The following is a 13,302-nucleotide window of genomic DNA, read 5'->3' on the forward strand; positions in this document are numbered from 1 at the left end:
CGAACGGTTGTAATTACCTTATCCTTAAGGTGTACCGTCGTTATAAACTAGTTTATTTGAATTGTTTTATGACGCTGCAGAGTGAGTAAACTGATTGTGTTGAGCAATTTTGTTTTATTGAGTTTCAAAAAGAAAATATTGATTGAATGACGCAAATACTCAGTAAACGAGATAATTGCGTCATTCATTTTGCTTATCAATGGCAGTGATAGCCACCCGTTTTATGATTAGTGTGGCATCCGTTGGCGTCTGTTCCGCCGCTATGTGCCAAGGCCACTCCGGCCGAAAAAACAAACAGTATCACCCCAAGCATCAGTTTACGCATAAAATCCCCCTTCGCGTTCAAGTTGCGTTTTCTAACTTACAACAAGGGAACTAGTCGTCAATGTGATTTCACACGGCAGACTATATATCTTTGTCTGCTCTCAAGCGGAGCTATCCCCAATATTGCTGATAATCTGGGCCCTTCGATTCTGGCTGCTGAGCCTTTTCGGGATGAGTTATAATCACTGGTAACGGTGCAGGAAGATCGGGCCCGACAATGATTGCCTCACCTTGCGCCAACGATGGAATGAACGCTGCCGCATCACGATCTAGATCGCCGCATGCTCTTTCAATTGTCTCCCGGTCGCGATCATTGGTTAGGCGGTGTACAAAAAGAGTTCCCAACTGGCTTAGAACGTCGGTCGGGACGTCTCTCGGTCGCTGTGTGGCAATAGCAGCCGTTAGACCAAATTTTCTGCCTTCTTTTGCAATCAATCCAAAAGCATCCAGTGAGATACGGTTGGTATCATCACCTATAGAGCGTCCCACGAATTGATGAGCTTCATCCAGGAAGCAAATGAGCGGGCATTCTTTGAATGCTTCTTCTCGTGCTAAATTCAGCAGGTATCGACCGATTGTATTCAGTAATATCTCGCGCGTATTATATTTAAAACTGACGCGTTCAAACGACAGTAAAAGCGCATTCTGTTTTGGGTCATCGATAAACCTTTTGATGATTTCACATACATCTTCGCCGTCTTCAGAAAATAAGCACCTCATTTCTGAAGAGGAAAGATAGTTTTCTATTCTGACGATCAACGAATTACAGAATCCTAGCGCGGCATCATCTACCTTGCCATAAAATCCATTAACATTGGCGTCGTAAGAACTATGCTTAACACATTCGTCCCGAATTTGGGCAGAGAGTAGGTGAATATCGAAGTCGCAGAATTGCGAGTCCAGATCGGAAGAATGATTGATCAGAGCCTTACTAATGGAACTCCGACTTCGCCCAACTTTTATGATCGTTCCACTTTCCCTGATCTCAATGAAGTGGTTTTTATCTTCCAAATATATTGTGTTACCATTTGCTTGTTTCTTAGCGCCAAATTTTTGCGGATCACTTCGTAATAGTGCTGATAATCTGAGGTTTTTAATTGCGCTTCGTAAATTGGGACCTTGCATCTGAGTGGAAGGCGTCAGAAGGCCGTACAGGTCGGTTTCCGACAGATACTTGTAAGGAAACCTTACAAGCGGGTGCTGCGCATCGCCTGTCGAGAAACGGTACTCCTTCGCCCCAGCTATTCTACCTTCGAACTCCCCAGTCGGGTCGAACAATATACATTTGCCTTTGAGACGAACCACTTCGTTAGCAAGTCGCGATAGCGTCCAGCTTTTCCCGCCACCCGTTGCACCAAATATGCCGCAATGTCTGCCAAAGAGTTTTTCTGGCGGGATCTTAATATAAGCGTCATTCAGTCCAGAAAGGCGTCCCAGCTCGATGAGGCTTTGAGCACCTTTTTCCGTTGCTGTTTCGCCAGAAAGAGCAGATTGGATCGCCGCTGCGAGTGCGTGTCCTTCCGCTAAATAGACGCTGTCTCCAATCCTAGGCTGGGTGTTGATACCGCGAGAAACCTCTTTCGTCGTTTTATCAATTGTGGCCAATAATTGAGCTCGGCCTTGAGGATCGGTGACGATTTCCTGCTCCAGTTGACGCTCCAACGCTGAACGTTGTCTCTCAGGAACAACGACATCCGTCAGACGACCAAGAACTATTGCTGCATCGCAATCAATAAAAAGAAAGTCACCTGTAGTACCTCTAGCGAGCCCCCGTTGTCCGGAAATGGCTAGACCTAGCGGAACCGTCAGCTCAACAGACGAGGCTCCCACTCGGGTTACGGTACCCACACGTTTATCGGGATCGATCAAGGCATAATTATTTGTCGCAATCATTATACGCCACCCAGATCTTCCAAACGCATTAAAAGCCTCTGGCGGTCGGTTTCGCCGGACACAGAAGGAATCGCGTCAACCAGATCTTCAAAGCGCCCGTTAAGGACCGTTAGTCTGTTGTCCCCTTGCTGGATCAAGCGCATCAGTTTCAATTGATATTTATTGGGTAGAAATTCCTCTGCTTTCAAAGCGTGATCAGGTTGGATAGCATCTAGCTTCTGTTCTTCAATAAAGCCTGGATCAACAAGTACTAGTTTTAAGGAAAGGTTGGATTCTACGGCAGACCAGATAGGTGAGCTTATATGATCGTCTGCGAACCCAAAGCCTGCAACGAAAATAGTGGTATCTGGTTCTCTTAACGCAGATTGAAACGCGGCAAACATATCTAAATAAGGCGTCTCGAACGCCTCCTGATACTTTGTAGACCTCGGATAGATCAACACAGGAGTTAGGTCATTTCCTTCGCCTTTGGCTCGCCGAATAACCGCGCCGTCTGATCTTCTTCTCCAGTCAACGGAACCATGCATTTTGTACAAATGAAAGACGCTGTCGATGTAATCGGCCTTTGTGCCAGACGATGATCTTCGTACGATATCTGTTTGAAAATAATCTCTATTGAAACGTTGTTCGGCGCTGTGCGAAAATCCGTCAATAAAAACAATACCTAGTCGCGCTCCAGCTTCTTCCAGACAAAGATCATAGTTGGTGGTAAAGAGCTTCACACGCGGTTTCTCAGCACTTCGCTTCGAAAACTTTCTCAGCAAATTCGAATGAGCGGGCAGGGATGTTTTCTCATCCACGAAACCAACTTCGCTCAGAATAGCGGTTTCGGCCTTCGAAATGAAATCTGTAAGTACCGAGACTTCGGAATCAAGCTGCTCAAATTGTTCGTCAGTGGCCTTAACGCTTAGCAACTCCAGCTTCATTTTACAGAGACTGAGCAGCTTTTCGATATTGCCTGCACTTTTCTCTTCCGGTTTAGGTGGCGACATGCCGAGTAATTCTTCGGCAATGTCGTCGAAGCTTTGACCGTTATTAAGTGTTTCCTTGTCAATTTTATCGCGGACAGCCTTCCAGAGTGTTGCCATGCCGGGGGCTTGCCCCCTGCCGCTCGAATTCACAGCAGAGAACGATGCACCGGACCCTAAGAGAAATATGACATTTGTAGAATTGAAAGCATTGCGAAGCGTCTCTCCGACCTTGTTCTTCGCTCCGGGAATTGTCCGGCTACTTGGATCGTTAGGATCGGCAGGTTGGTCTTCCCAAGCGAGCCATTTGTCTTCGCGCATATAAAGACGCAAATACTCGGCCATACCCGTCTTTTTTTGCCAATACCCGGTCATGCCCCCTCCGATTCGATCACGCAAACTGGACGCCATGTTCCATCATTTATTCAAGCTTAGTAAGAGCTACGATTAGCAATCAATTTAGCCGTGTGTTATGGCCTGGATAAAAGGGTTGCTGTGCTGATGCATGCTTTCAAAGCCCGGCTGCGCCGGGTCCGTTTTCGGCTTGACGCCGAATCGAGACGGCCCTCGGGCCGTCGCTTTGTTTGATTAGAAAGACTGAATCGGCTTTAGCATTGATCCACCGCCGTTCAGTCTTTCTAATTTTAAACGGAATCCGCCTAGCGGCGGATACATACTAGTTTGGAATAGATGCAATGATTCGCTGTTAGTGCGGATCAATGGGCTAGATTGGTGGATGGAAGGCTATTGGAAATGGTACCACGCTATAAAAAAAGTGATGATGTCGGAAAACCGTTCAACATCGCTTCCTATGCAATGTTGACGGTGATGATCGCGCAAGTCGTAGGTCTGAAGCCGGGGGAGTTTATTCATACGTTGGGTGATGCGCATATTTACGCCAATCATTTCGAGCAGGCGCGCCTGCAGCTTACCCGGACGCCAAAGAAATTGCCGACCATGTGGATCAATCCAGAAGTGAAGGATCTATTTGCCTTCCGTTTCGAGGATTTCCAGCTTGAAGGATATGAAGCTGATCCGACGATCAAAGCCCCGATTGCGGTCTGAGGTGCGCCATGTCATCTAATAAGCCGATAGTTTCGATCATTGTTGCTGCCGCCGAAAATGGTGTCATCGGGCGTGACAACGATATGCCATGGCGTCTCTCAACTGATCTCAAGCGTTTCAAGGCCCTGACACTCGGCAAGCCGGTTATCATGGGACGACGGACCTGGGAATCCATCGGACGTCCCTTGCCGGGACGACCCAATATCGTGATGACGAGGGACAAGGGATTTCAGGCGGAAGGTGCGAGCACGGTCGGTTCTCTCGATGAGGCAATTGCGCTCGGTCAAAAGCAAGCCGCTGACTTGGACGTCAGAGAGGTTTGCATCATCGGTGGCGGAAGGATTTATGCGGAGGCATTGCCTCTTGCGGACCGCATTCATCTGACGCGCGTTCTGGCCGAGATCGACGGAGATACGCATTTTCCGGAAATCGATCCGCAAATCTGGCATGTCGTTTCGCAAGAGGATGTCCCGGCCGGTGAGACGGATAGCCACCCAACGCGCTATTTCGTGTACGAAAAACGTGCTGTGTAAAGCATAGTTCACGAATTTTGTCGTCTTCGCGTTGAAAGCGGACCTCCCGATGCCTATAAAACGGAAACATTAGTTGATGACGGGAGTGGGCAGCTCGCTTTCCCGTCGCCTGGACGAGAGGTGAGGATGCCCTGGAGTAATCAGAATGGTGGCGGCGGCCCATGGGGCGGCGGCGGCGATAACAACAATAACAACAATAATGGCGGCCCATGGGGACAAGGACCTAAGGGCCCACGCGGCGGCGGCCAGAACACACCACCTGATCTGGAAGATATTCTGCGTAAAGGACAAGATCGTCTGAAGCAGGTCTTCCCCGGTGGTGGCAAGGGCGGCAGCAATCGCGGCGTTCTTTTTCTTATTGGTGCAGCTGTTATCGGCTTTTGGCTTTACCAATCTGTCTATACGGTGCAACCGGACGAACTCGCTGTCGAATTGCGTTTCGGCAAGCCGAAGGATGAAGTGTCGGAGCCCGGCCTGCATTTCCATTGGTGGCCGATCGAAACTTATGAAAAAGCGCAGATTGTCGAGAAGCAGATCAATATCGGCGGACAGGGTAATCGGGGGGCGACTCAGGGCTTGATGCTAACCGGCGACCAGAACATCGTGAATGTTCAGTTCTCTGTCCTCTATCGTGTCTCCGATCCGCGTGCTTACTTGTTCAACGTTGATAATCCTGATGCGATGGTGCAACAGGTTTCGGAAAGCGCGATCCGTGAAATTGTCGGTCGCCGTCCTGCTCAGGACGTTTTCCGTGATAACCGTTCCGCAATTGCATCGAGCGTTCGCGACATCGTTCAGCAGACTCTCGATACTTACAAGGCCGGTATCCAGATCAATGCCGTTTCCATCGAAGATGCAGCGCCGCCGCGTGAAGTGGCTGATGCCTTCGATGAAGTGCAGCGGGCCGAACAGGACGAAGACCGTTTCGTAGAAGAATCGAATCAGTATTCGAACCAGAAGCTCGGTCAGGCTCGCGGTGAAGCAGCCCAGCTTCGCGAGGAGGCTGCCGCTTACAAGAACCGTGTCGTTCAGGATGCGGAAGGTGAGGCGCAGCGCTTCAGCTCTGTTCTGGGTGAATACCAAAAGGCACCGGAAGTGACGCGCAACCGCCTGTTCCTCGAAACCATGGAACAGGTGCTGAAGAGCACCAAGAAAGTTATTGTCGAACCTGGAAAGGATGTCGTGCCTTATCTGCCGCTGAACGAACTCATGCGCCAGCAGCCACGTCCCGGCGTGAATGCGACCACGACGACCCCGAGCGGAGGTAACCAGTAATGGCCCAGAACAAGCTCCCAATTATTGGCGGTATCATTGCCGTCATCGCTTTCCTGATCTACTCCGCTACTTTCATCGTATCAGAGCGTCAGCAGGCCATCGTGCTTCGTTTCGGCCAGATCGTTGACGTGAAGACGGAACCGGGCATCTATTTCAAGCTGCCTTTCGGTTTCCTCGACGCAGATACCGTGCAGCTGATCGATGATCGCCTGCTGCGCTTCGATCTGGACGATATCCGCGTTCAGGTTTCGGGCGGCAAGTTCTATGACGTCGACGCGTTCCTCGTCTATCGCATTACCGATGCGCGGAAGTTCCGTGAAACCGTTTCGGGCAGCACGCTGCTTGCTGAACAGCGTCTTCGTACCCGTCTCGATGCTGCATTGCGTAGCGTTTACGGCCAGCGCGGTTTCGAAGCCGCGCTTTCGGAAGAGCGCGGCGATATGATGCGTGAAGTGCGCGACCAGCTTCGTCCCGATGCAACGTCGCTTGGCCTGACCATTGCCGATGTGCGTATCCGCCGTACCGACCTAACGGCTGAAGTTTCCCAGCAGACCTATGACCGCATGAAGGCGGAACGTCTTGCCGAAGCGGAGCGCTTGCGCGCCCGTGGCCGTGAAGCTGCCCAGCGTATCCGCGCTGTTGCCGATCGCCAGGTCGTCGAAACAATCGCGGAAGCCCGTAAGGAATCGGAAATCCTTCGCGGTGAAGGCGATGCGCAGCGCAGTGAAATCTTCGCACGTTCTGCAGGCAAAGACCCGGGATTCTTCGCCTTCTATCGGTCGATGTCCGCTTATCGTGAAGCGCTTGAGACCCCGGACACAACGCTGGTTCTCTCGCCTGACTCGGAGTTCTTCAAGTTCTTCCGTGATGCTGGCGGCAAGCTGGCAACCCCTGCCCAGTAACGCGCAGGGACAGCTCAAATGAGCGATTTTCTAGCCGCCGTAGGTCTTCTCTTCGTTCTCGAAGGGCTGCTCTACGGCGGCTTTCCTTTTTTGGCGAAGAAGCTTGCCCGAGAGGCAAGCGAGACACCGGAGAACATGTTGCGCATTGCCGGGATTGTAGCGCTTGCAATTGGCGTCGGCATTGTCTGGCTTGTCAGGGGATAAGCCGCTTTCCTTCTGTTATTTATTGTCTGTAGTCTATGCGGGGCCGTAAACAGGCCGTATTTTGCAGCGACTTATCGCTAATCAAACGACTGCAAGCAGACAGGAACGGAGCAGGGCTTCATGGCAATTGCACCAAAGGCGGGATTTGCTCGCACCCTTTTCGCAACCGTGGCATTGGGGGCGATGACCGTCGCTGGCACTCTTTCGGTAGGAACGCCTCCGGCAATCGCGGCTCAGGGACCGGCTTCCGTCGCCGATCTGGCCGAAGGGCTGCTTGATGCGGTCGTGAACATCTCGACCTCGCAGACAGTTAAAGAAGACGGCGAAGGTGACGGCGCTGTTCCGATGCCGCAGGTGCCGGAAGGCTCTCCGTTCCAGGAATATTTCAAGGACTTCTTCGGTGACAAGGGTGGTGCACAGGGCGACGAATCGCGCAAGGTCCAGTCGCTGGGTTCCGGCTTCGTCATCGATGCCGAAAAAGGCTTCATCGTCACGAATAATCATGTCATTGCCGATGCGGATGAGATCGAAGTCAATTTTAACGATGGTTCCAAGCTAAAAGCGGAACTGGTCGGAAAAGATATCAAGACCGACCTGGCAATCCTCAAGGTTGATCCGTCCAAGCATAAGCTGAAAGCTGTTCAATTTGGCAATTCGGAAAAGGCACGCATCGGTGACTGGGTTCTCGCAATTGGCAATCCCTTTGGTCTCGGCGGAACGGTAACGGCCGGCATTATCTCGGCTCGAAAGCGTGACATCAATTCTGGTCCCTATGACGACTTCATCCAGACCGATGCGGCCATCAATCGGGGCAATTCCGGTGGTCCGCTGTTTGACATGGACGGAAAGGTGATCGGCATCAACACGGCGATCATTTCTCCCTCGGGGGGCTCTATCGGTATCGGTTTTGCCATCCCTGCTGAGATGGCTGTGGGGGTTATCGATCAGCTTAAGGAGTTCGGCGAAGTTCGCCGCGGCTGGCTTGGTGTACGTATCCAGCCCGTCACCGAAGATATTGCCCAGAGCCTTGGATTGAAGGAAGCCAAGGGCGCGCTGATTGCCGGTTTGATCGAAAACTCGGGCGTCGACAACAAGGCTATTGAAGCCGGCGATGTTGTGATCCGCTATGAGGGCAAGCCGGTCGATACCGCCCGCGATCTGCCGCGACTGGTTGCTGAAACTCCGGTCGGGAAGGAAGTCGAAATCGTTGTGGTTCGCCAAGGCGAGGAAAAAACGCTGAAGGTCAAGCTTGGACGTCTTGTTGAGGATGACAAGAGCACTGAAACCGCGACAGAAGATCAAGCTCCGCTTCCTGAGAGTGAGGGCGGTGATGAAGGCACACAAACACCGGATACGCCCAAAAAGGAACAGAAAAGCGATGCTGCCCCGAGCGTTCTCGGGATGAAGCTCAGCGAACTGAATGACGATGTTCGTGGTGAGTTTGGTATTGCCGAAGATGTGGAGGGTGTTGCGATTCTTTACGTCTCTCCGGGCTCTGCTGCTGGTGAAAAGCGTATCGAAACCGGTGATGTCATTGTCGATATCGGACAGGTGACTGTGAAGACGCCAGGCGACGTTAAGAAGCGTATTGATGCGCTGCGCCGCGAAGGACGCAAGAACGCGCTTCTGATGCTCGCTTCCCGATCGGGAGAATTGCGTTTTGTGACTGTCCGGATCAATTGATCCTTCTGTTTCATTTTCCTCCGGTGTGCTATGGACCGGCGTCATTCGGAGTAGGGTGAGTTGGAAACAGTCGATATTGTGGTGATAGGTGCTGGCGCGGCGGGCATGATGTGTGCCATCGAGGCGGCCAAGCGCGGGTGTTCCGTGCTGGTCGTGGATCACGCCAAGGCAGCCGGTGAGAAAATCCGTATATCGGGCGGCGGTCGCTGCAATTTCACCAATCTTCATGCAAGCCCGAAGAACTATCTCTCGCAGAACCCGCATTTCTGTATCTCGGCTATGAGCCGCTACACGCAGCGCGACTTCATCGCGCTCGTGGAGCGACACCGCATTGCTTATCACGAGAAGACGCTTGGCCAACTCTTCTGTGATGGCTCTGCTTTGCAGATAATCGAGATGCTGCTGGGCGAAATGAAGCGCTATGGTGCGCGACTGAAGCTTGGCTGCGGCGTCAGTTCCGTCGTGAAATCAACGCAGGGCTTTTCTCTCCAGTTGTCGGATGGTCCAGTGCGCTGTCGATCACTGGTGGTGGCGTGTGGAGGAAAGTCGATTCCCAAGATGGGAGCTACGGGCTTCGGCTACGATATCGCGACACAGTTCGGATTGCGGATTGTCGAAACACGACCGGCACTGGTGCCGCTGACGTTAGAACCCAATACATTGGAGCGGCTGAAGCCGTTGGCCGGTGCTGCCGTCGATGCTGTTGTCTCCTGTGGCAAAACCAAATTTTCCGAGGCAATGCTTTTTACGCATCGTGGTATTAGCGGCCCTTCGATCTTGCAGATATCTTCCTACTGGCGGGAAGGCGATGAAATCCGTATTGCGATGCTGCCGAAAACGGACATTTTCGAGGCGCTGCGTGAGCAACGCAAACAGAGCGGCAAGCAGGCATTGCAGACCGCGCTGGCGCTTTATCTTCCGAGAAAGCTTGCACAGACGATAGCCGAAGATATCGCTGCGACCGGTCATCTGGCGGATATGTCCGACAAGATGTTCCGCCGTGTCGAGGCCGCGATAAACGACTGGTGCATCAAACCTGCCGGTTCGGAAGGTTACCGTACAGCGGAAGTTACGCTTGGAGGGGTCGATACGCGCGATCTCGACTCCAAGACCATGGAAGCCAAATCCGTTCCCGGCCTGTTTTTCATCGGTGAGGTGGTCGATGTTACGGGGTGGCTCGGCGGCTATAATTTCCAGTGGGCCTGGTCTTCAGGCTGGGTTGCCGGTCAGGCTGCCTGAATGCGATAAACCGCGTGACGCTTCAGATGCGGAGTTTCATTCGGCACGCGGGGATGATCGAAATCGCTCGCCGGATCACGGCTCATGCCGATGCGCTGCATGACGGCCGTAGACCGCTCGTTATTATGGACGGCGAAGGAAACGACTTCAGTAAGGCCCAGCGTGCCAAAAGCATATTCGATCAGCGCTTTGCCTGCTTCTGTCACATAGCCCTTGCCCCAGAACGGGATTGCCAGCCGCCAGCCGATTTCAACAGTGCCGTCCGGTAAATGAGGTTCGAGATCGGTGCGCGCGAGGCCTGCAAAGCCGATGCACCGCCCCCCTTCTTTTTCTTCCAGCGCATAAAAACCGAGTCCCGTTTCGGAAATCATTTTCTGAAGGCGGTCGAACAATTCATCCGATTGCGAGCGGTCCCTGCGAAAGGGAAAGAAACGCATCACCTCTTCATCGGAATTGATGACGTGGAACAGATCGCGGTCGCGATCCTCCCAGTTCCGGATGATGAGGCGAGGCGTTTCGAGAATAATCATTGAACGAAGTCCGTCTTTCGATAGCCTTGAATATAGAGGAGAGCGGTCAGGTCGCCATGATCAATCCGCATTCGGGCCTGCGCTGCCACAGCTGGCTTTGCGTGGAGTGCAACGCCGGTGCCCGCAAGCTGGATCATGCCGAGGTCGTTCGCTCCATCGCCCACCGCAATTGCGTCATCCGGTGTGAGGCCGAGGCGGTCGGCAATTTCCACGAGCTTCTCGACTTTAGCTTCCCGACCGAGAATAGGTTCCGTGACCAGACCGGTCAAATGCATGCCATCGTCGATCAACCTGTTTGCGCGTTCTTCGTTGAAGCCGATCATTTCGGCGATACGTTGGGTGAATGAGGTAAAGCCGCCGGACACAAGCGCCGTGTAAGCACCATGTTTGCGCATGGTGCGCACGAGTTCCGGCCCACCGGGCATCAGTGTGATGCGGGTTGAAATGACCTTGTCGATGACGTTGAGCGGCAGGCCTTTCAACAAGGCCACGCGTTCGCGCAAGGCCGGTTCAAAAGCGATTTCGCCATTCATAGCACGTGCGGTGATTGCCGCCACATGCTCGCGAAGACCGGCTTCCTCTGCCAGTTCGTCGATGCATTCCTGCTGGATCATGGTGGAATCCATGTCGGCTATCAGAATTTTCTTGCGTCGGCGCTCCTGTTCCTGCACCACCACATCGACCGGCGCGCCATCAAGCGAATGGTGCAGCAGGGTTTCGGCTTCTTCACTGCAGATCCCCGATGGAAGTGCAATGTCGCAGGCGATGTTGTCGGCCAGCCAATAGAGGCCGGTTGCATTCACTGCTGCTGAGGCTTTAATCCCAAGCGCTGATGCAAGCGAGGCCTTAGTCGGATTGGCGATCAAAGTGGCGACGAGAGAAACCTGTTGGGACATGGAGAGCAATTCCGGCGATGAGTGAGAATGCGGTCACGAATGCAATCCTGATAGCTGGCCCGACGGCCAGCGGCAAGTCGGCACTTGCCATTCGTTTGGCTTGTGAGACTGGCGGCTTTATTGTGAACACTGATTCCATGCAGGTTTACGATGTTCTTGATCTTCTGACTGCGCGACCGGATAAAGCGGATCTCGCCGCCGCAGAACATCATCTCTATGGACATGTCGCCCCATCGATATCCTATTCGACCGGACGATGGCTGGATGATGTGGCTGACCTGCTATCTCAACCTGCCATGAAGCACAGGACCCCAATCTTTGTTGGCGGGACGGGGCTTTATTTCAGAGCGCTGCTTGGTGGACTGTCGCAGATGCCAGAGGTGCCGGTTGATGTTCGCGCCTACTGGCGAGGACGTATGGAGACGGACGGTCCGGAACTTCTTCACCGGCTTCTCAGCGAACGTGACCCGGATATGGCCGCAACCCTTCAACCCTTCGACAGCCAGCGCATCGTTCGGGCGCTGGAAGTTCTTGAAGGCACCGGAAAGTCGCTTCTTGCTTGGCAGCAGACGAAAGGGCAGGCACTGGCAGACGATGAGAGCGCGCGCAAGATCGTATTGCTGCCGGACCGGTCATGGCTTTCAGAGCGTATTGCCCGGCGTTTTGCCCTGATGTGGGACAATGGCGCGATTGATGAAGTCAAAGCGTTGCTGATGCTTGATCTCGATCCGGCGTTGCCCGCAATGAAGGCCATCGGTGTGCGTGAGATCACGGCATTTCTGCAAGGCTCGATGTCGCGGGAAGAAGCAATTGAACGTTCGGTTATCGCCACCCGGCAATATGCAAAGCGCCAGTCGACCTGGTTTCGAAATCAGCTCGATGATCGCTGGTGTGTGAATGCAAATTCTGATGATGCCTTCGCTCAATTAACGACAACGAAATAACTCGCTGGCACTCTCTGAAACAGGAGAGGCGGGCGCGGACTATGCGGTTTCATAAATCGGAGCGAGCATTTTTTATTCTGATTGTTTTGATGTTCGGTATTGGGCTGTTGCTATATCAAGCTCGTGTCGACATCGGACAATTGCAGACATTGCCTCTTGATGTGAGTGCGTCGGAACTGGTTTCGAGACTCGATCAGTTGAGTTACGTCACAATATGGGTGTTGATTGCAACCATTGCTTGCGGGTTATTCCTGATCTATCCGCAAATCCGTACCGATGCGCAGGACCGCGGCAAGCTGCAGGTCATTACGCAGGATCTTTCCGAACGGTCGCAGACCCTCGAACATGCAGCGCTGACGGATAGCCTGACAGGCATGCAGAACAGGCGATATTTCGATGAGGCGCTGAAGGAATATCTGGTCCAGTTCGACCGGATTCAGCGCCCTGTGGGGTTGATGATTATCGATCTCGATCATTTCAAGACAGTGAACGATACATATGGGCATGACATTGGCGATATCGTGCTGCAAGAAGTGGCGCGGTGTCTGAAGGACTATACGCGGTATCATGATGTCGTTGCCCGGCTTGGCGGCGAGGAGTTCGCAGTGCTTGCGCCGAACATGGATGCAGAATTGATGATCAAGCTTGCCAATCGTATCCGCAAGGCCATATCGACGCTTGAAATCGATCTGGGCGATGAGAAGCTTGGCGTTACCGTCAGTATCGGTCTTGCCATTTGGGACCGGCGCGAGAACTCGAAGGACCTCTATCGTCGCGCCGACAAGATGCTCTATGCCGCGAAGAACATGGGCCGTAACCGCGTCTGTGCTTAGTTCCAGGCTGATA

At 52.8% G+C, this 13,302-nt stretch carries 13 protein-coding genes and 1 pseudogene; 9 read left to right on the top strand and 5 right to left on the bottom strand.

Annotated features, from left to right (window positions below; translation table 11 throughout):
• Positions 1 to 196: 196 nt before the first annotated feature.
• From JNC70_RS08205 to JNC70_RS08215, 3 genes are all read right to left on the bottom strand, one after another.
• Positions 197 to 325 (bottom strand): YHYH domain-containing protein, encoded by a 129-nt coding sequence (locus JNC70_RS08205; protein WP_151617400.1) that lies wholly within the window; start codon positions 323 to 325, stop codon positions 197 to 199.
• Between the two features lie 110 nt (positions 326 to 435).
• On the bottom strand, positions 436 to 2,217 hold the full coding sequence (locus JNC70_RS08210) for an ATP-binding protein (RefSeq protein ID WP_151617399.1): 1,782 nt from the start codon (positions 2,215 to 2,217) through the stop codon (positions 436 to 438).
• On the bottom strand, positions 2,217 to 3,560 hold the full coding sequence (locus JNC70_RS08215; RefSeq protein WP_151617398.1) for an SIR2 family protein: 1,344 nt from the start codon (positions 3,558 to 3,560) through the stop codon (positions 2,217 to 2,219). The genes JNC70_RS08210 and JNC70_RS08215 overlap by 1 nt, the downstream gene beginning before the upstream one ends.
• Positions 3,561 to 3,956: 396 nt before the next feature.
• Between JNC70_RS08215 and thyA the strand changes: the two are divergent.
• From thyA to JNC70_RS08250, 7 genes and pseudogenes are all read left to right on the top strand, one after another.
• Positions 3,957 to 4,250, top strand: a pseudogene (gene thyA, locus JNC70_RS08220) (thymidylate synthase); the annotation flags it as partial.
• 8 nt (positions 4,251 to 4,258) lie between these two features.
• A complete protein-coding gene (locus tag JNC70_RS08225) occupies positions 4,259 to 4,783 on the top strand; it encodes a dihydrofolate reductase (RefSeq protein WP_104755945.1) in 525 nt (174 codons plus the stop codon).
• 126 nt (positions 4,784 to 4,909) lie between these two features.
• Positions 4,910 to 6,058, top strand: coding sequence for an FtsH protease activity modulator HflK (gene hflK / locus JNC70_RS08230; RefSeq protein ID WP_104755944.1), 1,149 nt, complete (start codon positions 4,910 to 4,912; stop codon positions 6,056 to 6,058).
• Positions 6,058 to 6,960, top strand: coding sequence for a protease modulator HflC (gene hflC, locus JNC70_RS08235; protein ID WP_104755943.1), 903 nt, complete (start codon positions 6,058 to 6,060; stop codon positions 6,958 to 6,960). Before hflK ends, hflC begins: the two co-directional genes overlap by 1 nt.
• Before the next feature lie 18 nt (positions 6,961 to 6,978).
• Complete coding sequence (locus JNC70_RS08240; protein ID WP_104755942.1) at positions 6,979 to 7,164, top strand: DUF2065 domain-containing protein; 186 nt, start codon at positions 6,979 to 6,981, stop codon at positions 7,162 to 7,164.
• Between the two features lie 120 nt (positions 7,165 to 7,284).
• Positions 7,285 to 8,847 carry a Do family serine endopeptidase gene (locus tag JNC70_RS08245; RefSeq protein WP_104755941.1) on the top strand — a complete coding sequence of 521 codons (1,563 nt, stop codon included), beginning with the start codon at positions 7,285 to 7,287 and terminating at the stop codon, positions 8,845 to 8,847.
• A 60-nt stretch (positions 8,848 to 8,907) separates the two neighbouring features.
• Complete coding sequence (locus JNC70_RS08250; protein WP_104755940.1) at positions 8,908 to 10,086, top strand: BaiN/RdsA family NAD(P)/FAD-dependent oxidoreductase; 1,179 nt, start codon at positions 8,908 to 8,910, stop codon at positions 10,084 to 10,086.
• Here JNC70_RS08250 and JNC70_RS08255 read toward each other — a convergent pair.
• The gene (locus tag JNC70_RS08255; RefSeq protein WP_104755939.1) at positions 10,074 to 10,616 is read right to left on the bottom strand and encodes a GNAT family N-acetyltransferase; all 543 of its coding nucleotides are present in this window, start codon (positions 10,614 to 10,616) and stop codon (positions 10,074 to 10,076) included. The two genes, JNC70_RS08250 and JNC70_RS08255, sit on opposite strands and share 13 nt — an antisense overlap.
• Positions 10,613 to 11,512: a phosphoserine phosphatase SerB gene (gene serB / locus JNC70_RS08260; protein ID WP_104755938.1), complete on the bottom strand. Its 900-nt coding sequence runs from the start codon at positions 11,510 to 11,512 to the stop codon at positions 10,613 to 10,615. Before serB ends, JNC70_RS08255 begins: the two co-directional genes overlap by 4 nt.
• A 17-nt stretch (positions 11,513 to 11,529) precedes the next feature.
• On the opposite strand from serB, the gene miaA reads away from it, so the two are divergent.
• Positions 11,530 to 12,456 carry a tRNA (adenosine(37)-N6)-dimethylallyltransferase MiaA gene (gene miaA / locus JNC70_RS08265; RefSeq protein WP_104755937.1) on the top strand — a complete coding sequence of 309 codons (927 nt, stop codon included), beginning with the start codon at positions 11,530 to 11,532 and terminating at the stop codon, positions 12,454 to 12,456.
• 41 nt (positions 12,457 to 12,497) lie between these two features.
• On the top strand, positions 12,498 to 13,289 hold the full coding sequence (locus JNC70_RS08270) for a GGDEF domain-containing protein (protein WP_104755936.1): 792 nt from the start codon (positions 12,498 to 12,500) through the stop codon (positions 13,287 to 13,289).
• The last annotated feature ends 13 nt before the right edge of the window (positions 13,290 to 13,302 follow it).

Source organism: Brucella oryzae (assembly GCF_041929965.1).
Lineage (GTDB): Bacteria > Pseudomonadota > Alphaproteobacteria > Rhizobiales > Rhizobiaceae > Brucella > Brucella oryzae.